At 59.9% G+C, this 22297-nt stretch carries 19 protein-coding genes; 11 read left to right on the top strand and 8 right to left on the bottom strand.

The window, feature by feature from the left end; translation table 11 throughout:
- Positions 1-51: 51 nt before the first annotated feature.
- The 3 genes from HBH25_RS13355 to HBH25_RS13345 all read right to left on the bottom strand — a co-directional run bounded on the left by HBH25_RS13355 (position 52) and on the right by HBH25_RS13345 (position 7045).
- Positions 52-4611: a hemagglutinin repeat-containing protein gene (locus tag HBH25_RS13355; RefSeq protein ID WP_168084409.1), complete on the bottom strand. Its 4560-nt coding sequence runs from the start codon at positions 4609-4611 to the stop codon at positions 52-54.
- A 26-nt stretch (positions 4612-4637) separates the two neighbouring features.
- A complete protein-coding gene (locus HBH25_RS13350) occupies positions 4638-6362 on the bottom strand; it encodes a ShlB/FhaC/HecB family hemolysin secretion/activation protein (RefSeq protein WP_168084408.1) in 1725 nt (574 codons plus the stop codon).
- A gap of 137 nt (positions 6363-6499) precedes the next feature.
- Positions 6500-7045 (bottom strand): L,D-transpeptidase family protein, encoded by a 546-nt coding sequence (locus HBH25_RS13345; RefSeq protein ID WP_168084407.1) that lies wholly within the window; start codon positions 7043-7045, stop codon positions 6500-6502.
- Between the two features lie 203 nt (positions 7046-7248).
- Here HBH25_RS13345 and HBH25_RS13340 point away from each other — a divergent pair, with 203 nt between their 5' ends.
- The 3 genes from HBH25_RS13340 (at position 7249) to purT (ending at position 9333) form a co-directional block, all read left to right on the top strand.
- A complete protein-coding gene (locus HBH25_RS13340) occupies positions 7249-7848 on the top strand; it encodes a CoA pyrophosphatase (protein WP_168084406.1) in 600 nt (199 codons plus the stop codon).
- Between the two features lie 21 nt (positions 7849-7869).
- On the top strand, positions 7870-8067 hold the full coding sequence (locus tag HBH25_RS13335) for a DUF1289 domain-containing protein (protein ID WP_168084405.1): 198 nt from the start codon (positions 7870-7872) through the stop codon (positions 8065-8067).
- A gap of 84 nt (positions 8068-8151) precedes the next feature.
- The gene (gene purT / locus HBH25_RS13330; protein ID WP_168084404.1) at positions 8152-9333 is read left to right on the top strand and encodes a formate-dependent phosphoribosylglycinamide formyltransferase; all 1182 of its coding nucleotides are present in this window, start codon (positions 8152-8154) and stop codon (positions 9331-9333) included.
- An 82-nt stretch (positions 9334-9415) separates the two neighbouring features.
- On the opposite strand, the gene HBH25_RS13325 is transcribed toward purT, so the two are convergent.
- From HBH25_RS13325 to HBH25_RS13310, 4 genes are all read right to left on the bottom strand, one after another.
- Positions 9416-10723, bottom strand: coding sequence for an MFS transporter (locus HBH25_RS13325; RefSeq protein ID WP_168084403.1), 1308 nt, complete (start codon positions 10721-10723; stop codon positions 9416-9418).
- A gap of 114 nt (positions 10724-10837) precedes the next feature.
- Positions 10838-11635, bottom strand: a complete 798-nt coding sequence (locus HBH25_RS13320) for an ankyrin repeat domain-containing protein (RefSeq protein WP_168084402.1) — start codon at positions 11633-11635, stop codon at positions 10838-10840.
- Positions 11636-11752: 117 nt separating this feature from the next.
- Positions 11753-12955, bottom strand: a complete 1203-nt coding sequence (locus HBH25_RS13315) for a transporter associated domain-containing protein (RefSeq protein WP_168084401.1) — start codon at positions 12953-12955, stop codon at positions 11753-11755.
- 9 nt (positions 12956-12964) lie between these two features.
- The gene (locus HBH25_RS13310; protein ID WP_168084400.1) at positions 12965-13777 is read right to left on the bottom strand and encodes a cytochrome C assembly family protein; all 813 of its coding nucleotides are present in this window, start codon (positions 13775-13777) and stop codon (positions 12965-12967) included.
- Between the two features lie 193 nt (positions 13778-13970).
- Between HBH25_RS13310 and ffh the strand changes: the two genes are divergently transcribed.
- The 5 genes from ffh to rplS all read left to right on the top strand — a co-directional run bounded on the left by ffh (position 13971) and on the right by rplS (position 17478).
- Entirely contained in the window at positions 13971-15344 is a 1374-nt protein-coding gene (ffh, locus tag HBH25_RS13305) for a signal recognition particle protein (protein WP_168084399.1), read from the top strand.
- A gap of 190 nt (positions 15345-15534) precedes the next feature.
- Positions 15535-15786 (top strand): 30S ribosomal protein S16, encoded by a 252-nt coding sequence (gene rpsP / locus HBH25_RS13300; protein ID WP_168084398.1) that lies wholly within the window; start codon positions 15535-15537, stop codon positions 15784-15786.
- A 5-nt stretch (positions 15787-15791) separates the two neighbouring features.
- Positions 15792-16328, top strand: coding sequence for a ribosome maturation factor RimM (gene rimM, locus HBH25_RS13295; RefSeq protein ID WP_168084397.1), 537 nt, complete (start codon positions 15792-15794; stop codon positions 16326-16328).
- 3 nt (positions 16329-16331) lie between these two features.
- Positions 16332-17084, top strand: coding sequence for a tRNA (guanosine(37)-N1)-methyltransferase TrmD (gene trmD, locus HBH25_RS13290; protein ID WP_168084396.1), 753 nt, complete (start codon positions 16332-16334; stop codon positions 17082-17084).
- A gap of 43 nt (positions 17085-17127) precedes the next feature.
- Positions 17128-17478 carry a 50S ribosomal protein L19 gene (rplS, locus tag HBH25_RS13285; protein WP_168084395.1) on the top strand — a complete coding sequence of 117 codons (351 nt, stop codon included), beginning with the start codon at positions 17128-17130 and terminating at the stop codon, positions 17476-17478.
- 1132 nt (positions 17479-18610) lie between these two features.
- Here rplS and HBH25_RS13280 read toward each other — a convergent pair.
- The gene (locus tag HBH25_RS13280) at positions 18611-18931 is read right to left on the bottom strand and encodes a YceK/YidQ family lipoprotein (protein ID WP_168084394.1); all 321 of its coding nucleotides are present in this window, start codon (positions 18929-18931) and stop codon (positions 18611-18613) included.
- Positions 18932-19081: 150 nt separating this feature from the next.
- Here HBH25_RS13280 and xerD point away from each other — a divergent pair, with 150 nt between their 5' ends.
- The 3 genes from xerD to HBH25_RS13265 all read left to right on the top strand — a co-directional run bounded on the left by xerD (position 19082) and on the right by HBH25_RS13265 (position 22236).
- Complete coding sequence (gene xerD, locus HBH25_RS13275) at positions 19082-19978, top strand: site-specific tyrosine recombinase XerD (RefSeq protein WP_168084393.1); 897 nt, start codon at positions 19082-19084, stop codon at positions 19976-19978.
- Positions 19979-20122: 144 nt separating this feature from the next.
- Positions 20123-20851 carry a bifunctional protein-disulfide isomerase/oxidoreductase DsbC gene (gene dsbC / locus HBH25_RS13270; RefSeq protein WP_168084392.1) on the top strand — a complete coding sequence of 243 codons (729 nt, stop codon included), beginning with the start codon at positions 20123-20125 and terminating at the stop codon, positions 20849-20851.
- 80 nt (positions 20852-20931) lie between these two features.
- Positions 20932-22236: a homoserine dehydrogenase gene (locus tag HBH25_RS13265; RefSeq protein ID WP_168084391.1), complete on the top strand. Its 1305-nt coding sequence runs from the start codon at positions 20932-20934 to the stop codon at positions 22234-22236.
- The last annotated feature ends 61 nt before the right edge of the window (positions 22237-22297 follow it).

The following is a 22297-nucleotide window of genomic DNA, read 5'->3' as shown; positions in this document are numbered from 1 at the left end:
CCCGCTCCTACAGAAAGCCAAGTGGGCACAGCCTGCGAACACTTCTATCCGTTACTGGCGCGCCTCTACCCCCGCCTTGATGGCTTGCGACCTGTCGTGCCCACCGGTACGAACCAGGCCTGTATTGCCATGCTCGTCCGCCTTGGCCTGTTCGCTGCGGTTGGCGGTGAATTCGTTGATCACACTCCCTATCAATTCCGCCGGCCCATTGGAGGCATTGATGCTCACGTCGGCGCGGTAGTCCCGGCCGCTCAGGTCGTTGAGTTTCACCTCGCTTCCACCGAGCGCAACCTGGCCCTGGGAAGACTTGAGCTTCGCCCCATTGAGCAAGGTGTCACCGCCCACGTTCAGGTTGATCCCTTGCTGGCCACTCAGTGAAGCGACCTTGGCGGCGGTGGTGCGCTGCTCGGTTACCACGTCCACCAACAGGGTAGGCGTTACAGCCAGGTCCATAGCTTGCACCTGCTTGCCTACTTTCTCGGTGGCTTTATCGGCGAAAGGGCCTGTTAGCGATTTGAGGCCGTTAAGCAAGCCTTGGGGGTTTTTCTCCTTGCCCAGGCGCGCATCCAGGTTTACCTGTGTAGCCGACACGCTGTCCTGTGCGCTGCTCACGATCAGGCCGCCGCCCACGTTGCCTGTGACCGTGCCTGCTGATACCACAGCGCCCTTGAGCTCGACGTTCATGGCAGCGTTCAGGTCGATGGCCTTCTGGCGAATATCCAGGGGGGTGTAGGTGGTGTTGTCCACCTTGTCCAAGCCAACCTTCACACGCCCGTACAGTGCGGAGGCGTCGTCCTCTTTCTTCAGCCCGCTGCTGCCGCCAATGCCGGCACCGGCCGTCAGCCGAAGGTTGTCTTTGTGTTCCTGGCTACGGGCAGCGTCAAGCAGTGCGCCGCCATTGACGGCATCGAGCTTGAGGGTTTCACCGGCCAGTTGCGTGCCTTCCAAGTGAATGGCCACGTCTTCGTGCGCCTTGGCGTTGATATTCAGGTGGTTGACCGAGAGTTTCGCGCCTGTGCGGGTTTCGGACTGCTCGTTCACAGTGCCCATGTCCACATGCCCGCCGACCGACCCGCCCAAGCGTTCAACGCCTGCCGTGGGGTTGCGGTTGATGCCCAGTTGGAGGGCACCGCCCAGTACCTGCCCATGGGCTTCATGGGTATCCACTGTGGCCAGGAGCTCGGCTTTGCCGCCCGTGTTGATATCAAATGTTTCCGTAGGCTGGCTGCCTTGGTTGATGCTTACGCCCTGAAGCAGAGCGGTGCCGCCGGCAGTTATCCGGCCTTTGCCGGTTTGGATGCTGCCACCTATGCCTTGGGTGTCGGTGGTTTCCAGGGTTTTACCGTTGGCACCCACCATCAACAGGGCTGATTTACCTGCTGGTGCGGTACCCCCTTTGATCAGGGAATAACCGTCCTGGTTGTCTTCCTTGGTGTATTGGGTGTTCTTAGCCTGCTTCAGGATAAAGTCGTTACCTGCCTCAGCGGTAAACTCACCTTCGCCCGCTTTGATAACGGTGCCTTCATAGCGCCCATCGGTGCCCAGTTGCACATTCACGCCACGTTTGCCATCAAAGGACGCAGGTATAGCCACACTGTTTTCGGCCAGTATTTTCTGGCGGCTAGCGTCGCCACTGGCGCTCACATTAACGTCGCTGCCGGTGATGGTGTCGACGCGAACAGCGGCCTTGGCGTCCGTCCTGTTCAAGGTTTCAATAGTCTTGGCAATGGCAGCCGGTGCCTCGTGGCTACCTGCGGTGAGGTTAACCGGCCCTTCCGTGGCCACATACTGGGTGCCTTCATCTTTTAATAGCCCAGCCACCTGGGTATCTACCTGCTTGCCCTTCACAGCGGTAACAACGGGCGTTTCCTCCCGTTTGCCTTGCTCACGATTAAGGTAGGTGGCTTCCAGGTCAATGCCCAGGGAGGGCGGTACCATGGAATCCTCCAGGCCGGGCTGCTGGAATTTGGCAGGGTCCTTACCCGTGAACAGATTCATCAGCGGTTTGGTCACATCTTCTACCTCCACGCTTACCGAGGGTTTAAACGCATACTGTTCGCGGGTGATCTGGGTGTCGTCGACCTCATGCACCGCCTCGCGCGTAACTTCGCGGGCGTTCTCATTTACTTGGCCACCGGCTTTGACCGAAGCACCTTTGTAGTGAATGCGCCCATCCACATTGAAATTGATGTCTGCGGCAGACGTTACCTCGGCCTGGGCCAAGGTGGCTTTTTCTTCGCTGCGCGCTGATATTTCCTGCTCGTACACGTGGCCGGAGCCCACACGCTCTATGCCACCTGTGACCTGCTCGCCAAAGGCGCGGCGGATTTCGCTGGACGTTTCCTTAACCGTATCGAGTTGCGACACCACGTTGAGGTTTTTTGCATTCACGTCCACATTGCCTTCCCTGGACGTAACCTTGGAGCTGTCGATGGTGACCGTTTCTCCGTCCAGTTGGACGGTACGGCCGGTCAACGAGCTACCCACTACCCTGGCTTCATCCAGGGCCGTTCGTTTGGATAGGGTTTCGTGCCCGATGGCTGCTTCATACTGTTTGGAGCCTGCCTTACCATCCTCGGTTTTGCGGGTTTCCCCGGCGCTGGCATAGAACCCGGCCACATCATGGGTGGACGTTTCGTTGCGTGTGGCTTTGGCCGGCAGCACATTCACGTTGCCTTTGGCTTTGTTCACGTTGGCACCGCCAGCCGTCACGTCCGAGCCGATTACCGTGATGTCCGTGGCGCTGGTAGCGAAGTGGTCACCATCGGTGGTGACGGCGGCGCGCACCACCTGTTCCCGGTTCCGAACACTGGACGTCTTGTCGCCTACCAGGCCTGCCAACTTGGAATCATGACGCCGTTCCTTCACGTGGGTTACATCCGCCACGCTTTCGATGATGACCGGCCCCTTTTTACCAATGGTTTCAGTGCCCGCCTTGCCATACACCGCGCTGCCCTGAATCAATACGTCATCGGAAATCAGCCTTGCCTTGCCCTCAGCCTTGAGGTGGCTGCCCCTTTGGCGCGTACCGGTTTCTTCCCGGTCACCGTTTTCACCAAACGCCCAGCCGCCGATCAAGTCACCCCGGTAGTCGTCGCGGTTGGTCGTGCGTTTCACAGCCTGGCTGCCTACTTCGATACTACCCGCCATGATGTTGAGGTCACCCCGGCTAGTGATATCGCTGCCCCGCACGGTTGCCTTGTCGCCTGCGCTGATGGTCACAGTGCCTGCACTCAATGTCGAAGGCCGGGCTTTTTCCTCCAGGCTGCTTTCGGTTTTGTCGCCCCTCCAAAGGTGTTTGCGGTGGTGGGTTTCCGAGGTGCGGGTGGTGGTTTCGATACCACCCTCAATCAGCACCTGGTTTCCGGCGTTGATCGCCAGCACATTGTCTGCCTGCAGGTCACTGGCGCGCAGGGTCACATTGCGCCCTGCCTCAAGCGTCATGTCTGTTACAGCTGTGAGGGTGTTGCCTTCAAGCAGGGTGCGGTGTTCTTCGGTGTTGTTGCTATAGGTTTCGGTGGTCACGAACCAGGTTTTCTTTTTCCAGTGCTCCCGCTGGCGCTTCACCTGCTCTTCGGTGGCAGCGTCCAGGGTGAGGTCACGGCTGGCCTTGGCACGTATCGTACGGCCAGCCAGGCGGCTGCCGGTCAGAGTAATGTCCTGCCCGGCATCGAAGGCCAGTTCACCTTGGGTAGACGCCACAAGGGTTTGGCCCTTACCCTCCCGGCCTACGTTCACATCGCCAGCGGAGACCACATGCACGCCTTGTGTACCGAGCACGCTGGGGCCAGCAAGGCGGATGCCGGCGCCTTCCCGCGTGCTCACCATGCGAATCCGGCCTGCCTTCATTGCGCCCAGCACGTTAAGGTCGATGCCTGCGGGTTCGTCAGGGCGCTGCCGGGTTTCAAGTATATGCAAGCCATCGGCGGCCACGCGGTTGCGCCCGGCAATGGCGGTGAGGGCGCCAGTGGTTTCCAGCTGGCCTTCGCTGTTGATACGCGGGGCGATCAGGTCTACAGCGCCTTCAGCCGTCAGGCCGCGCCCACTGATATGAAGGTCGCCGGGGGCTGAGAAGGTGTTCAGGCCCGTAAGGCGCCCGTCCGTGACTTCTGGGGTGCCGACCAGAAACACGGCCCGGGGCGTGTTGATAAAGCCAACCCCTTGAACATGGATGCCGTTGGGGTTGGCCAGTACATAGTCCGCCGCCTGGCCGAAGACTTCCTGCGTGCCCAGCACCGTGGACGGCAGCGCGCCCACTACCTGGTTGAGAATCACGCTGGCGGCTTGCCCCTGCAGCTGGGGGTTGCTCCCAAGCGCGCCAGCCAGCCGAGAGTCGCCTGGCGTGAGAGCGTTGTTCAGCACCAGGCCTTGCACAGGAACGTTGTAGTCGTTGAAGGGGTTGTGGGACAGGCCATTGGGGCCGGGCGCTGTGATATTTATCACCGGGATGCCGTTCTGCAGGTGCACCTGCGCACTGCCGTTAGGGCCTTGCACAGGTGTGATGCCCTCACCCAGCGCCAGCAGCGGTTGCATCATCAAGGCGCCTGCGATGGACCAGCGAAGGGGATCGGGGCGAAGGTGGAACAGCGGAGAGCCTTTGGTTTTTTTCATCAGGGGTTTCTTTGGGGGTGGAGGGATCAAAGCTTCAATTGCAGGGCAAGCCGCCAGTACCCCGGTGCAAGGGGGCCATTGCGCCGGTACAGGCCGCGCTGGTAGTCGGCGGCCAGGGTGGCGTGGGGGTGGTCAAGGGAAAGGCCCAGGGTGGCACCGATCAACTGGTCGCCTCGCACAGGCGCAGGGTTGAACACGCGGGCATCTCGGCCACGGCCATCGGCCCATCCTGCATCCAGGCCCAACGTGGGTGTGAGGCTTAGCCCTGCCCCTAGGGCGATGGGTAAATACAGTGCGTTGCGCCAGGCCAGGCCGCTGCCGGTCTCGACGCCCTGGTGAGCAAAACCTCGAATCTGAGAGGCGTCACCCAGTACAAAGCCTTCCAAAGTAGGCAGAGCGTTTGGGCTGTATTGGCCTTGCCAACTGCTGTTAACCACCCAGTGCAACCCGCCCATGCTGTAGCCAGCGGTACGGCTCACACTGGCGCGCCATTTTCCGTAACGTGCGGAACGGGCATTGGGGGCTTTGTAGGTGAGGTGGCTGTCACTTCGCCAACCGCCCAGGCCCTGTGAGTACCCTATGAAGGTCGTCCAGGTCGCCTGGCCTGCCCATAAGCCGTGAAAGCCAGCTTCCAGCGCTTGGTAATGAGGGCTTTGGTAGGGCAGGCGCAGGTTCTGGAACCGGGTCTCCTGCCGCTTGTCATCCAGGCGAAGGCTGGCGCTGAATAGGCGATGCTGGTCTCGCCACAGGGTACGCTCAAGGGAGTAGCTGACCTGGCGCGTGGTGCCGCGGGTATGCAAGAGGCCGAACAGGCCTTTATCTGTACTGCGGAACTGGAAGTGGTTGGCCGCCAGGGCCAGGGTCCAGCGCCCGTAGGGAAGGCTGTAGTACAGCCCCAGGGTTTCACTCCCAGCCGGGCCCGCCTTATGGCTCAATGTGCCGTAAAGGCTGAGTGCGTCATTACGCTCCAGAGGGCTGTCCACGCTGGCGCCGAGGGTGGTTCTGTGGCGCCCCGTGCCAAGGCTGCCGCCGTTGTCCCACATGGTTGATACCTGCCAGCGTGGCAGGCGTGCAAGGGTACGCAGCAGAATGCGCGAGCCTCCTGGCAAGGCGCCTGGCGCGATGTCGGCGGTAAGGTCTACTGAACGTAGCCGGTTGAGCTGGTCCAGCCCGCTTTCAAGGTCTCGCAAATACAAAGGCTTGCCGATCATGCCGGGGAACGCACTGGCCAGGCTGATGGGGAGGTCCTGGTCGACCAGCTCGATCGCTTCTACAAAGCCCTCTTCGATAGCCAACGAAAGGGGTTGATGGTCTCTGGGCGGGCTCAGCACCACTGGGCGGCTGGCAACGTAACCTGCGTCCGCGTACACCTTTGTAATGGTCGCCAGTAAGCGGTTTATCTGGCCTGGGCTCATACAGGGCTTCAGCACAGGCTGCATGGCAGTACGAAGGCGTTGATCGTTGATTATTCGGTTGCCATGCAGCTGCACGCCGGTCAGGTACCAGCAGGGGGCATCCGGGTGTTCCTCAGGCGGTATTGGCCGGCTGCCCGAGTGCGGCGCCTGGGGTGTACCACGTTGAAGCTGCCGTGCGCGCTCAGCCTGTTCAATGGCCTCGCGCCGCTGCTGGGCCTCTTCCAGAAACCGATGGGCTTCCAGCGGCGCAGGAACAGGCTCGTCGGCCTGTAGACTTGGAGTGTAAAGGGTCCAAATGAGAATGATACTCAAATAGATGCATGGACTATGGCGCATGGAGGAAAACCACTCGAACGAATGGCTTTTACCCTACCGCTCTAGGATGTGACGGCGCGTTAGGGCAGGTCTGGCAGGGGGGAGGGAGGGGGCCTAAGCTGTTGTGGGAATGGTCCTAGGAGCTGTTGCGTCCGGATTTAGGGGCGGATCTCGATCAACGTGCCGTCTTTCACCAGGTTCCAGACTTCACGCATGTCATCGTTTTTCAAGGCAATGCAGCCGTCGGTCCAGTCCAGGGACTGGAAATACCACTCCGGGTAATCCTCGCTGGCAGGCGTGCCGTGGATCATGATCATGCCGCCTGGCGGCACGCCGGCCTCCTGGGCCTTGGCGGCATCCCGGGTATTAGGATAGGACAGGTGCAGGGCCAGGTTGTAGCGGTCACTTACCTTGCGCCAGTCTACCCAATACAGGCCTTCAGGCGTGCGCTTGTCACCCTCGCGCTCCTTGGGCCCCTGGGGTTGCTTGCCCAAGGAAACCCTGTAGGTCTTGACCGGCACCCCCTGGCTGATCAGTTGCAACTGACGTGCGGATTTGATCACCAGCAGCTTATCCACGCGTGCCGAAGGCACGAGCGGGCTCGCCGCCGGCGGCACCAGCGGGCGGGTGATGAGGGTCTGGGTGAAGGCGGCATTGGCCACGCTTGCGAACGCCAGGCATAACAACGCGAACAGCACACGCATCGGTGGCTTCAGCTCCAGGAGGGTCGAGGGCGTATTCTAAGGCACGGCTATCGTGTGGGAGAAGCCTGCGCCGACAAAGCTGCAGGCTTTGAGACGGGCTTGCGTCGGTGGCCGAAGGTGCGCCGCAAAAGGTCGTTTTTAGAGGTTGGGCAATACGCCTGTTTGTTGCATGATGGAGGCCGGGCCATGTTTCGGGGAAATCCATGCTTGAGGAGTTGCTGCGCCGTATTGGCAATCATGTTCCGCTTGCGTTGGAAACCGATGCACGCTTTCCGGAAGCCGCTGTGCTAGTGCCCATTACACGTGGTGACAACCCGGAAATGGTACTCACCCTTCGTGCCACAGGGTTATCGACCCATGGCGGCGAAGTGGCCTTTCCAGGTGGTCGCAGAGACCCAGAGGACCCGGACCTGATCTTCACCGCCCTGCGCGAGGCCGAGGAGGAAATCGGGCTGCCCCCGGGCATGGTGGAAATCGTAGGGCCTCTAAGCCCATTGGTATCTCGCCACGGATTGAAGGTAACGCCCTATGTGGGGCTTATTCCCGATTATGTGGAGTACCGCCCCAACGACGCGGAAATTGCCGCAGTGTTCTCGGTGCCGTTGGCCTTTTTCCGGCAGGACCCGCGCGAGCACACGCACCGCATCGATTACCAAGGCCGAAGCTGGTACGTCCCCAGCTACCGTTTCGACCGCTACAAGATATGGGGCCTTACGGCCATCATGATCGTGGAACTGGTCAATGTGCTGTATGACGCCAATATTTGCATGGACAGGCCCGTTGGGCCGTTCAGCGAAACCTGACCAGCCTGCGGGAGCAGTACTGTGAACGATCACCCTGCCGAACGCCCAGTGCGTTCCCCTTGCGTAAGCGTCTGTGCCATGGACGAGCACGATCTATGCATCGGCTGCCAGCGCACGGGTGATGAGATCACGCGTTGGGGGCGAATGAGCAATGAGGAGCGCCGGCAGGTCATCGCACAGGCCCATGAGCGTACGCGGCAGCAGGGCGTATTGCTGTAAGCGGCCAACGCCTGATGTAGAATGCGCGCCTTTATGGGGTACGCACCCGGCGGCCCTCGACTCGTTCACCTTGAGGACCTCCCCATGACCCGTATCGGTACCCCCCTGTCGACCACGGCTACCCGCGTGCTGCTCTGTGGCTCTGGCGAACTGGGCAAGGAAGTGGTGATCGAGCTGCAACGCCTGGGCGTGGAGGTCATTGCCGTGGACCGTTACCCCAATGCGCCGGCCATGCAGGTCGCGCACCGCAGCCATGTGGTGAACATGCTCGATGGTGACGCCCTGCGCGCAGTGATCGAGCTGGAAAAGCCCCATTACATCGTGCCCGAGATTGAAGCCATTGCCACGGCTACCCTTGTGGCACTGGAAAACGAAGGTTTCACGGTTATTCCTACCGCCCGTGCTGCGCAGCTGACCATGAACCGGGAGGGCATTCGCCGCCTGGCGGCCGAAGAGTTGGGCTTGCCCACCTCGCCTTACCGTTTCGCCGACACCGTTGAGGACTACCGTGAAGCGGTGCAGGTGCTGGGCTTCCCCTGCGTGGTCAAGCCGGTGATGAGTTCTTCGGGCAAGGGGCAGAGCCTGTTGCGCAGCGACGCCGATGTGCAGGGGGCATGGGACTATGCCCAGGAAGGCGGGCGCGCCGGCAAAGGCCGCGTCATCGTCGAAGGGTTCATTGACTTCGATTATGAAATCACGTTGCTGACGGTTCGTCATGGCAACGGCACCACCTTCTGCGAGCCGGTAGGGCATCGCCAGGAAAAGGGCGACTACCAGGAGTCCTGGCAGCCCCAGGCCATGAGCGAGAAAGCCTTGGAAGCCTCACGTGAGGTGGCCCGCGCCGTCACTGAAGCCTTGGGTGGGCGGGGCATGTTCGGGGTAGAGCTGTTCGTCAAAGGCGATCAGGTGTGGTTCAGCGAAGTGTCCCCACGCCCCCATGACACTGGGCTGGTAACGCTTATTTCCCAAGACCTGTCCCAGTTTGCCTTGCATGCGCGTGCCATTCTGGGCCTGCCAGTGCCTGTGGTACGCCAGTTCGGCCCGTCGGCATCGGCAGTGGTGCTGGTGGAAGGCACTTCGCAGCAAACAGCCTTCGCCAACCTGGGCGCCGCACTCAGTGAGCCGGACACGGCCTTGCGCCTGTTCGGCAAGCCGGAAGTGAACGGCCAGCGCCGTATGGGCGTGGCCCTGGCCCGCGATGAATCCATCGAGGCCGCCCGCGCCAAGGCCACTCGCGCTGCTCAGGCGGTGAAGGTCGAGTTATAGGCCAGCCCGGCGCGGCCTTCGAACCCTTTCGCAGGCTGGCGCCTACTCCCACAGGGTAAAGCCCCCAGGCGCCGCCTACCGGTCAAAGCGCCGTGTCCCGTGTCTCCTTCAGGCAGGCCACGGCCAGCAGGCTGATCAGCGCAGCGATGGACACATAACCGCCTACCCAACCCAGGCCGCCCATTTCCACCAGCTTCTGTGCAAAAAAGGGCGCTGCCGAGGCGCCCACGATGCCGCCCAGGTTATAGGCTGCCGAGGCTCCGGTGTAACGTACTCGCGTTGGAAACAGCTCAGGCAGCAAGGCACCCATGGGCGCAAAGGTGGCCCCCATCAGCAACAGCTCGATACTTAGGAAGATCACCACCGCAGTGGTCGAGCCCTGTGTGAGCAAAGGCTCCATCGCAAAACCTGACAGCAGTGCCAGCACGCCGCTAACCAATAACACCGGCTTGCGCCCATAGCGGTCGCTGAGCCATGCCGAAACAGGCGTTGCCACGGCCATGAACAGCACAGCGAAACACAGCATGGCCAGAAAACCCTGCCGGCTATAGCCCAGGGTTTTTACGCCATAGCTGAGCGAGAACACTGTAGAGATGTAGAACAGGGCGTAGCACACCACCATGGCCGCAGCGCCCAGCAGGGTAGGGCGCCAATGGTGGGTGAAGACCTCGATCACTGGCACCCGAGCGGTCTGGTGGCGTGCCAGGGCCGCAGCGAACACCGGTGTTTCAGCCAGCTTGAGGCGAACGTACAGGCCCACCACCACCAGTACCGCACTGAGCAGGAAGGGTAAACGCCAGCCCCACGCCCTGAACTGCTCATCGTCCAAGCCCACTGCCAAGGCAAGGAACAGTCCGTTTGCCGCCAGAAAACCAATCGAAGGGCCAAGCTGGGGGAACATCCCAAACCAGCCGCGTTTTCCCTTGGGCGCATTTTCCGTGGCCAGCAATGCCGCGCCGCCCCATTCTCCCCCAAGGCCCAAGCCTTGACCAAACCGTAGCAGGCACAGCAACGCCGGGGCCCACAGGCCGATCTGGTCATGGCCGGGGAGTACGCCAATCAGGGTTGTGCATACGCCCATCAACAGTAGGGACGCCACGAGCGTGGCTTTTCGGCCTACGCGGTCCCCGAAGTGGCCGAACAAGGCCGAACCCAGCGGCCGCGCCAAGAAGGCAATACCGAACGTAAGGAACGCGGCGAGCATCTGCGCGGTGCCCGAACTCTGTGGAAAGAACACCGGCCCTATCACCAATGCGGCGGCCGTGGCGTACACATAAAAATCGTAGAATTCGATGGCGGTGCCAATAAAGCTGGCGGTAGCAACCCGGGCAAGGGAATTGACAGGTTGCCCCGTGGTAGCGTCATCGGCAGCAAGGGTGGTAGCAGTCATGGGCATCTCGGCAGTCTGTGGCCAAACGCAACAGGGCGGCGCTGGCGTATTGTTTTAATACCGTGCAGAACGACAGCCAGAATAGCCGAAGACGCCGAGAGACACCGTGCGTGCTTAACGCGATGGGCCGGGCGCGTAGCGCTGCAGCTGAGCAATGTCTGCCTGCAGGCCCTGAATCACTTGCTGCGCCTGAGCCAGTTGCTGCTCCAGTTCGACTACCCGAGCGGCAGCGCCTAACGAAGGCGGCTCGGCAAAGCGAACACGTGGCCTAGTGTTTTCTTTGACACTCGCCTGCTTCACAGCACCTTCCAGCCGCTTGGCCAACTGGTAGGCCTGGAGCACCGGCTCAGTAGGGTTTGCCTCTTTGAGCTGCGCGGCCTTATAGCTGAACAGCGCCGTGGTGCGGGCATCCACCACCTTGGCTTTGGCTATATCACTGACGGACTCGCCCTGAAGGTTACGCTTGGTCGAGTAGCCACCTTGGGCCAATAGCGCGCTCGCCACTTCGCTCTGGCCCTCAAGTGCCAGATGCAACGGCGTATTCCCCTTGGCATTGCTGGCACGCAGGTTGGTCAGGCCATGGGCCGACAATTGTGCGAGCAAGGCAGCCGCCTGTTTGCTGGAAACGCCCGGTGCCCGGGCCAGTGCATGCGCTGCCGTGTCCCCTCGTTTCGAAGAGGTGGCTGCAGGGTCCGCGCCCGCTGCAAGCAGGTCGGCTATGTGCTGCATGTCCGGTGCCTGGCTGGCTAATGCCCTGCGCAAGTCGTGATTCTGTTGCTGGTGCTGTTCACGCTGATGCCAACCGGCCGGGCCTGCCGAAGCTGCCGCATCAGGGTGTTTGCTATTGGCGTCGGCAAAGGCCGGGCGGGTGAAGGCTATTGAAGATAACGTACTGACAAGTGGAAGTTTCATAGCGCACCTACGTGCTGAAGACACGTGGCCACTGTATCGCCCTGCGCCTAAAAACAGCGTAGTAGAGCGGCTGTGCGCGTAAAAAGTGCGTAAGGAATGAAGCCTTTGATGATTGTGCTAGGGTGTAGCCGGTGGTACGTGCTGCCAAGCTAAGAGGCGTTTGACACGGTTTTCTTCGGTTTCCAGGATCTCCAGGCGGTAGCGCCCTACCTTCAGGCACACCGCACGCTCGGGAATGGACTCCAGTGCCTCGGTCACCAGCCCGTTCAACGTTTTTGGGCCGTCGCTAGGTAAATGCCAGCCCAGCACCTTGTTCAGGTCCCGCAAGCTGGCAGCGCCGTCCAGGATGTAACGGCCATCGGCCTGAGGGAAGACATGGGGGTGGCTAGCGGCCTGCTCGTTCTCGAACTCGCCTACGATTTCTTCGAGGATGTCCTCCAGCGTAACCAGGCCCATGACCTCGCCGTATTCGTCTACCACCATACCCAGGCGGCGTTGCTGTTTATGGAAATTCAGCAACTGGATGTTCAAGGGCGTGCCTTCAGGCACGAAATACGCTTCGTAGCAGGCCCCGAGGAGGTCCTGTTCAGTCAGGCTGCGAGAGGGCAGAAGGTGGCTGATCTGGCGGGTATTGACCACCTTGTCTACTTGATTGATATCGCCCCGAAACACAGGCAGGCGTGTATGACGGCTCACCATCAACTGGTCGATGATCTGCTCCAGCGGGTCGTTCAGGTCCAGGCCGTCCACTTCATGGCGAGGTACCAGAATGTCATTCACGGTCATCTGGTCCAGCCCCATGATGCTGGCAGCAATGGTTTGCCGGGCTGCACGGCCCCCTGATTCAGGGCTTTGCGAAGCGTCAGCATGGCGTTGGTCCATGCTTTCGGAAGGCGGCGAATGAGGCCGGGGTGTGGAGAGTGGGCCCACCATGGCCTGTTGCAGGGTCGCCAGGGGGGCCATGGCGCGCACGGGAAGCCATAGCAAAGGCCCGGGCGCGTTGAAGCGATTCGGGTAGCGCTGCACAAGCAGCCTTGGCAAGGTGCCGGTCAGCAAGGTAATGGCCAGCCAGGCCAGTATGGCACCGTAGGCAGCGCCTGTATCAGGTCGCCAGTGGTGCCCCAGCACCACCGCCAGGCTGATGACAATCACCTGAAACATAAGGCGCGCCAGCGCCAGGCTAAGCCGCTCACGGTCCGACGCACGTTGGCCGCGCCCCAGCCGAAGGCGTCGGGCCTGTTCATAGGTGCCAAGGCCGGCAGACCACAGCAGCGCCAAGGCAATGCCGCCAGCGGCAGGTGCAACAGTCAGGGGCGTCATAGCGGGCGCTCAGATATGAAGGATGTATTCACGGACCAGCTTGCTGCCGAAATAAGCCAGCATCAGCAGCACAAAGCCTGACAGGGTCCAGCGAATGGCCACGTGCCCACGCCAGCCCAGGCGCGTGCGGCCCCATAGCAGCACACTGAACACGATCCACGCCAGGCAGGAGAGCAGTGTTTTATGCACCAGATGCTGAGCGAACATGTTCTCCAGGAACAGCCACCCCGAGATCAGTGACAGCGACAGCAGTACCCACCCAGCCCAGAGGAAGCCGAATAGCAGGCTTTCCATGGTTTGCAGCGGCGGGAATGCGCGGATAGGGCCTGACGGGTGCTTGTGCTTGAGCTGATGATCCTGGGCCAGCAGCAGCAGCGCCTGGAACGCCGCAATCGTGAACACCCCATAAGCCAGGATGGACAGCAGGATATGGGACAGGATGCCAGGCTCGTCATCGATGCGCGGCACGGTGCCCGGTGGCACGAACTGTGCCACCAGCACCGTAACGACACCCAATGGGAACAGCAGCACCAGCAGGTTTTCCACGGGCAGCGAAGCACAGGCCAGCAGGGTGAGGGCGATCACGGCCACGGCGATCAGGCTGGCGGCGGTGATGAAGTCCAGGTTGAGCCCGCCAGGGGTCAGCATCTGTGACGACACGGCCAGCGCCTGCAGCAATACGGCCACGACACCGGCGCCGCACAGCAGGCGCTTGCTGGATTTGGCCCCGCGTGCAAGCCGGGTGCCTTGGTAGGCCGTGACCGCTGCGTAGATCAAGGCTGAGGCGAGGCTGGGAAGCAGACTAGAGGGCAAGGGGAGCATAGGTCCTGACGAGCGGCCATTAAAGGCGCGAGTGTGGCATAGAACGTTGGCCCGGATAAAGACTGCCGACAGCCCCTGTGTCAGGCCAGGCAACTTCCCGCTATAATCGCCGGTCTTCCCTTGCCCGTGGCCAGAGCACATCGGCAGGCCGCATGCCACTTCGGTTCGACGAAGCCTGTAAAGGATCGCCCCCATGTTTGAAAATCTTTCCGACCGTCTTTCCCAGACGCTTCGCCATGTTACCGGCAAGGCGAAGCTGACCGAGGACAACATCAAGGACACTTTGCGCGAAGTGCGCATGGCCTTGCTCGAAGCCGACGTTGCCCTACCGGTGGTGAAGGACTTCGTCAACGCCATCAAGGAACGGGCGGTCGGTACCGAAGTATCGCGCAGCCTCACACCGGGCCAGGCGTTTGTGAAGATCGTGCAGGCCGAGCTGGAATCGGTCATGGGGGCTGCCAACGAAGACCTGGTGCTCAATGTAGCACCGCCGGCCGTGGTGTTGATGGCCGGCCTGCAGGGCGCGGGTAAAACCACCACCGCCGCCAAGCTGGCCCGCTTTCTGAAAGAGCGCAAGAAAAAGTCGGTGATGGTGGTGTCGGCGGACGTGTACCGCCCGGCCGCCATCAAGCAGTTGGAAACCCTGGCCGGTGAAGTGGGCGTGACCTTCTTCCCGTCCGACATCAGCCAGAAGCCTGTTGCCATCGCCGAAGCCGCCATCCGCGAGGCCAAGCTCAAGTTTATCGACGTGGTCATCCTCGACACCGCCGGCCGTTTGCACATCGATGCCGACATGATGACCGAGATCCAGGCGTTGCACGCCGCGGTCAAGCCCGTTGAAACCCTGTTCGTGGTCGATGCCATGACGGGCCAGGACGCGGCCAATACGGCCAAGGCGTTTGGTGATGCGCTGCCGCTGACCGGCGTGGTGCTCACCAAGGTGGACGGCGATGCCCGTGGCGGTGCTGCGCTGTCCGTGCGTTCAATAACCGGCAAGCCCATCAAGTTCATCGGCATGGGCGAGAAGACAGAAGCCCTGGAGCCTTTCCACCCGGACCGTATCGCGTCGCGCATCCTGGGCATGGGGGACGTGCTCAGCCTGATCGAGCAGGCCGAGCAGAACCTGGACAAGGACAAGGCCGAGAAGCTCGCCAAGAAAATCAAGAAGGGTAAAGGCTTCGATCTCGAAGACTTCCGCGACCAGCTGCAGCAAATGAAAACCATGGGCGGCCTGGGCAGCCTGATGGAAAAACTGCCCAACATCGGCGGCGTGAACCTCTCCCAAATGGGCAATGCCCAAGGCGCGGCTGAAAAACAGTTCAAGCAGATGGAAGCGATCATCAATTCCATGACCCCAGCCGAGCGCCGCGACCCGGACCTGCTCAGCGGTTCGCGCAAGCGCCGTATCGCCCTGGGTTCAGGTACGCAGGTCCAGGACGTGGGCCGCTTGATCAAGCAGCACAAGCAGATGCAGAAAATGATGAAAAAATTCTCGGCCAAGGGCGGCATGGCAAAAATGATGCGCGGCCTTGGTGGGATGATGCCCGGCGGCATGCCGCGCCTTTGATGCGACTGGGCAAGCCGTTCGGCAAGCCGTTCGGCAAGCCGTTCGGCTGCCTTTTTCGACGCCTGCCCGCCTCAGGGGCAAAAGGAGTTTGCAAAAACTCCGGCGTTCCCTGAGAATATGCGGCCTTTCGGGCACCCGTGCCCGCTGTGCCTTACAGATTTGCAGCACCGACAACAGGAACGATGTTCATATGGTAACCATCCGTCTTGCCCGTGGCGGCTCTAAAAAGCGCCCGTTTTACCACCTCACCGTGACCGATAGCCGCAATGCGCGCGACGGTCGTTTCAACGAGCGTGTTGGCTTCTTCAACCCGATCGCTGCCGGTGGCGAAGTTCGCCTGTCCGTCAACCAGGAGCGCGTAAGCTACTGGCTGTCCCAGGGCGCCCAGCCGTCTGAGCGTGTTGCTCAGCTGCTGAAGGACGCTGCCAAGGCTGCTGCCTGAGCAGTATGAACCCGACGCCAGACGCCGCAGATGACCTCATCGTCATCGGCAAAATTGTTTCGGTGCACGGTGTTCGCGGTGAAGTGAAGGTGTACTCCTTTACCGACCCGATTGAAAACCTGCTTGATTACACACGCTGGACGCTTCGGCATGAAGGCACCGTGAAGCAGGTGGACATGATCAGTGGCCGTTCGCAGAACAAGGTCCTGGTCGCAAAGTTGAAAGGTCTTGATGACCGTGAAGAGGCCCGCCTCCTTGCCGGTTACGAGATCTGCATCGCGCGCAGCCTGCTGCCCGACCTCTCTGATGGCGACTACTACTGGTGGCAGCTTCAGGGGTTACAGGTCATTGATGGCAAAGGGCAGGTGTTGGGCAAGGTTGATCACCTGCTCGAAACCGGCGCCAACGATGTAATGGTGGTCAAGCCTTGTGCAGGTAGCCTGGATGATCGCGAGCGGCTGTTGCCCTATACGGACGACTGCGTGCAAGCCATCGACTTGGGTGCCGGTGTAATGAGGGTTGAGTGGGATGCGGATTTCTAGGCCATGGCGAGCCTGCGCATAGAAGTCATCACCCTGTTTCCGGAGATGTTTTCGGCCATCAGCGAATACGGCATTACCAGCCGCGCGGTAAAGCAGGGTTTGCTTGAGCTGACCTGTCGCAACCCGCGGGCCTACACCACGGACCGTCATCACACGGTGGACGACCGCCCGTTCGGCGGTGGGCCGGGAATGGTAATGAAGATCAAGCCACTGGAAGATGCGCTGGCCGAGGCCAGGCAGGCAACCGGAGGCACGGCGAAGGTGATCTATCTGTCGCCACAAGGCCAACGCCTGACACAGGCTGCGGTGAAGCAACTGGCAACGGCGGAATCCCTGATTCTGATTGCCGGGCGGTATGAAGGCATCGACGAGCGTTTCATTGAAGCGCATGTGGATGAAGAGTGGTCGATTGGCGATTACGTGTTGTCCGGTGGCGAGCTGCCGGCCATGGTGCTGATCGATGCGGTTACACGTTTGCTGCCTGGAGCTTTAGGGCATGCAGACTCCGCGGAGGAGGATTCCTTCACGGATGGCCTGCTGGATTGCCCGCACTACACCCGACCTGAGGTGTATGCGGAACGGCGTGTACCCGACGTGTTGCTTAGCGGCAACCATGCACATATCCGGCGCTGGCGTTTGCAGCAGTCCCTTGGGCGGACCTACGAACGACGGCCTGATCTTCTGGAAAGTCGCTCACTTTCTGGAGAAGAGCAAAAGCTGCTGGCGGAGTATTTCCGTGAGCGGGACGATAGTTAACGTATCGATGGCAAATGAATCACCTTTGCCTTAGGAGCACAGCATGACCAACAAGATTATCCTTCAGCTCGAAGCCGAGCAGATGACCAAGGAAATCCCGACCTTCGCACCTGGCGACACCGTTGTCGTTCAAGTGAAGGTAAAGGAAGGCGAGCGTACCCGCTTGCAGGCCTTCGAGGGTGTTGTCATCGGCAAGCGTAACCGCGGCGTCAACAGCGCATTCACCGTTCGCAAGATCTCTAACGGTGTTGGCGTTGAGCGTACCTTCCAGACCTACAGCCCACAGATCGACAGCCTGGCCGTGAAACGTCGTGGTGACGTGCGTAAAGCCAAGCTGTACTACCTGCGCGAGCTGTCTGGCAAGGCTGCCCGTATCAAGGAAAAGCTTTCCTGATAGCGGCATAAGCCTCCAAGGCTTACCCGAAAACCCCGGCCACTGTGCCGGGGTTTTCTGTTCTAGTACGTCTATAAAGCATGTGTCTGCTCATCATCTTCTAAGGTCTGAGTGCTCATAAGCTGTTCACGGGTTTAGTTTTTTCAATGAAAGCACCGCTGAGATTGGAGTGGGATTTCCAATGGCGCGTTTTAAAAAATAATTATTTAAGCTTGAGCGTTCTACAGGTGGCGTGAAAATGATTATGCACACTCAATTTGGAGGTATGCATATGAACCATTTCGTAGATTTCGGCGCATCAGGTAGTCCAGTTCTGCCAGCTCTAAATAGAATGTCGGCAGGGCAGTATCTTCAATCGGCTTCTGGCGAATACCAGCTTCTGCTTCAAGAGGACTCAAACCTCGTCTTGAGGCACAATGGAAATGTTATCTGGATTGCCAATGATAGCCAGCGCTACAGTTGATACTACAAGATAAAGCATTTCGAGCGTACTTTTGTGATTATGCGTGAGTACCTTGAGGTTCATCAGCCCGCACAGAAGCGATACTGGTGTTCTGTAGGGTATAGTGCACACGGCAATAATCATGATGCAGGTCAGCGAAGGGTCTTTGCCGTATTGCAGGATGATGGGAACCTAGTGCTGGTTGATAAGGTTCCGTTATGGAGTGTAAATAAGTCGCTGTGGGATTTTTCTGCAGCTGGCGTAGGCATCAGGTTTAGTTCAGGGCATATGCTTGAAGTTGGTAAGGAGCATGTGATAGAGGGCGCTAGGTTAGTATTTCAGGCAGATGGCGCGCTAGTGAGCTTTGCTCCAAGTGGAGCTCCGCTCTGGAGTAGCGGGACCCAGAGACAGGGCGCTAACCTAGCCTTCATGCAGCCGGATGGAAATTTTGTGATTAGTGCGAACGGGCGCATTCTTTGGCAATCAAATACGGGGGGCAATCCAGGCGCTTACGCGCAGCTCCAACCTAATGGAAATTTCTGTATCGCTATTGAGCGTCCTGTGTGGGCTCGGTTTGGTCTTAGGCAAGCGCCTAAGCGAAAAGTAATGCATTGGGGGATTGTAAGTTATCCCGTTTTTAAGTTCGGCTGAGCCCAAAAGGAGAGCTCGAAGAGCTCTCCTTTTTATGTGTTATCTCGTAAGATTGATTGATCCTTCTCTAAGCTGCAACGGTAGCGTGTATGGAAGCGCTAGAGTGTCAGCTACGCCCGAGAGCGCAGCATCTAGTAGAGTGGATTCCAATGTAGGGTTCCATCCTCTCAGGCTGGTTGGACTTGCGTCGAGTGTGCACCAATTGTAAGCTACGCCGCTATAGATTCTTGGAATGACACCGCAATTGGTTTTTCGTAATGCCAGTTTGGAGGCTATCGAGGAGTCATCCGCAATATTCGTTTTTATCGTCCCGCAGCCTTCCAGTAAAAAAATAATTATAGCTATCGCTTTGGTTTTCATTCGGAACCTCCTTTGCGAAATTTTTTATTATCCAGAGAATCCGTCATTTGATGCGCCAAAAATTGCAACAAACTACTTCATTTTAAACAAGGCTGTGTTCAAGCGCGTGCAACTTAGTGGTAGAGTGCATCTTTTATTGTGCATAGCGCCATGCCCGCCCTCGACCACCCCCTCATCGACCAATTCCTAGACGCTCTTTGGCTTGAAAAAGGCCTGTCCGAGAACAGCCGTAGTGCTTACCGCAGTGACCTGGCTCATTTCAACGGCTGGCTGGCAGAGCGGGGCGTGGACTTGAAAACGGCTGGCCGGGACGTGCTGCTCGACTACCTGGCCTGGCGCGTGGACGAGGCCTTCAAGCCGCGTTCCACGGCGCGTTTTCTTTCGGGGGCAAGGGGGTTTTATCGCTACCTGCTGCGTGAAGCCATCATCCCGGTAGACCCTACCTTGCTGGTGGAGCTGCCAAACCTGGGCAAGCCATTGCCCAAGAGCCTGTCTGAAGCGGATGTAGAGGCGTTGCTGGCAGCGCCGGACCTGGGTGAAGCGCTGGGCCAGCGAGACCGCGCCATGCTGGAGGTGCTGTACGCCTGCGGCCTGCGTGTTACCGAGTTGGTAAGCCTCACGCTGGATCAGGTCAACCTGCGTCAGGGCGTGGTGCGAGTAATGGGCAAGGGCAGCAAGGAGCGCCTGGTGCCCATGGGAGAGGAGGCAATCACCTGGCTTGAGCGCTACCTGCGAAACGGTCGCGCCGAGTTGTTGAATGGGCGCCCTAGTGATGTGGTATTTCCAAGCCAGCGAGGGGACATGATGACCCGCCAGACCTTCTGGCATCGCATCAAGCACCATGCTATGCGGGCGGGTATTCAAAAGGCGCTGTCCCCGCACACCCTGCGCCATGCGTTCGCCACGCATTTGCTCAACCATGGTGCAGACCTGCGCTCGGTCCAGCTGCTGCTGGGGCATGCCGACCTGTCCACCACCCAGATCTATACCCATGTGGCCAAAGCGCGCCTTCAGGAGTTGCACGCCCGTCATCATCCTCGGGGGTAACATGGAACACATTTGGTCATGCGCGCCACAGTCGGCCCCGTGAGCCTAATGTGATAGTCTTTGCCGCTCAGTGATGCCCGATGTGCCGCCTTGTCTGTTCACACGGCCGGCCCGGGCTGTTCGTCCGCCGCTCCAGGAGTTCTCATGCGCGTGACACGTCTTTTCGCGGCCACTGCCTTGGCGCTGGCCAGTACTTTTGCACTGGCTGACGACGCCGAGCAGGCCATTCGCAAAACCCTTGATACCCTTCAGCTCGACGTGCCCATCGAAGCCGTTTCCAGCAGCCCGTTCAACGGCTTGTACGAAGTGCGCCTCAAGGGCGGCCGTGTGTTGTATGCCAGTGCCGATGGCCAGTTCGTGATGCAGGGCTACCTGTACCAGATGCAGGGTGGCAAACCGGTCAACCTTACCGAGAAAACCGAGCGCGCAGCCATAGCCAAGACCATCAACGCCATCCCGGCGGGCGAGATGGTGGTGTACCCGGCACAAGGCGAGGCCAAGGCGCACATTACCGTGTTCACCGATACCACGTGCCCTTATTGCCAGAAGCTGCATGCCGAAGTACCGGAGCTCAACCGCCAAGGTATCGAGGTGCGCTACCTGGCGTTCCCACGCCAGGGGCTGGGGTCTGAAGGCGATCAGCAGCTACAGGCAGCCTGGTGCTCGGCCGACCGGCGCAGCGCCCTCAACAAGCTGATCAGTGGCAAGGACGTGGACGCTGCCAAATGCGCCAACCCGGTCAGCAAGCAGTTCGCGTTGGGCCAGAGCATTGGTGTCAGCGGTACGCCCGCTATCGTGCTGCAGGACGGTCAGGTCATTCCGGGCTACCAGCCAGCGGCTCAGGTGGCCAAACTGGCGCTGGCAGCCCAGTGACACGCTATTAAACACACACGCTGCAACCAGCAGTGGTTCGCGGCCGGCTTCCAGGCTGGCCGTTTCATGGGGAGTCAAGAGTGAAACCGGTCAAAGTAGGCATCTGTGGGTTAGGTACCGTCGGTGGCGGCACCTTCAATGTACTTCAGCGCAACGCCGAGGAGATCGCCCGCCGTGCCGGGCGTGGTATTCAGGTCGCGCAAATTGCGATGCGTTCGCAGAACCCCGATTGCCAGATTACCGGTACCCCCATTACCAACGATGTGTTCGCGGTGGCAACCAACCCGGACATCGATATCGTGATCGAGCTCATTGGTGGCTACACCGTCGCGCGCGAGCTGGTGCTCAAGGCCATCGAACATGGCAAGCACGTGGTCACCGCCAACAAGGCGCTCATCGCGGTGCACGGTAACGAGATCTTCGCCAAGGCTCGCGAGAAGGGCGTGATTGTTGCCTTTGAAGCCGCCGTGGCCGGTGGTATTCCGGTGATCAAAGCCATCCGCGAAGGCCTGTCGGCCAACCGTATCAACTGGGTGGCCGGTATCATCAACGGCACGGGGAACTTCATTCTTACCGAAATGCGTGAGAAGGGCCGTACCTTCCCTGACGTATTGGCCGAAGCGCAGGCACTAGGGTATGCCGAGGCAGACCCTACCTTCGATGTGGAAGGCATCGACGCCGCCCACAAGCTGACCATTTTGGCGTCCATTGCTTTCGGTATCCCCTTGCAGTTCGACAAGGCCTACACCGAGGGCATTTCCAAGCTCACCACGGCCGACGTGAATTACGCCGAAGCCTTGGGCTATCGCATCAAGCACTTGGGTGTGGCGCGCAGCACCGCCCACGGTATCGAGCTGCGCGTACACCCCACCCTTATTCCAGCAGACCGCCTGATTGCCAACGTCAACGGTGTGATGAATGCGGTGATGGTCAACGGCGATGCGGTAGGCTCGACACTCTTCTACGGAGCAGGCGCAGGCATGGAGCCGACGGCATCCTCTGTGGTGGCCGACCTGGTGGATGTGGTCCGCGCCATGACCTCTGACCCTGAGAACCGCGTGCCGCACCTGGCCTTCCAGCCAGACGCCTTGTCCGCCCACCCCATCCTGCCCATCGATGCCTGCGAAAGCGCCTATTACCTGCGCATTCAGGCCAAGGATCACCCAGGTGTGCTGGCCCAGGTGGCAAGCATTCTCTCGGCGCGTGGCATCAACATCGAATCGATCATGCAGAAAGAAGCCGAAGAGCATGACGGCCTGGTGCCCATGATTCTGCTGACGCACAAAGTGGTAGAGAAGGGCATGAACGATGCTATTACAGCCCTCGAAGCCCTGGATGATGTGGTGGGCAGTGTGGTCCGCATTCGGGTCGAACACCTGGCCTAGGTTTCCAGCCGCACGCTGCAAGCGGCAAGCACCAAGTAAGCGAGATTGCAGCGCCTTCCAG

It is taken from the genome of Pseudomonas quercus (genome assembly GCF_012033695.1).
GTDB lineage: Bacteria > Pseudomonadota > Gammaproteobacteria > Pseudomonadales > Pseudomonadaceae > Aquipseudomonas > Aquipseudomonas quercus.
This window is presented reverse-complemented; position numbering and strand designations above follow the sequence as displayed.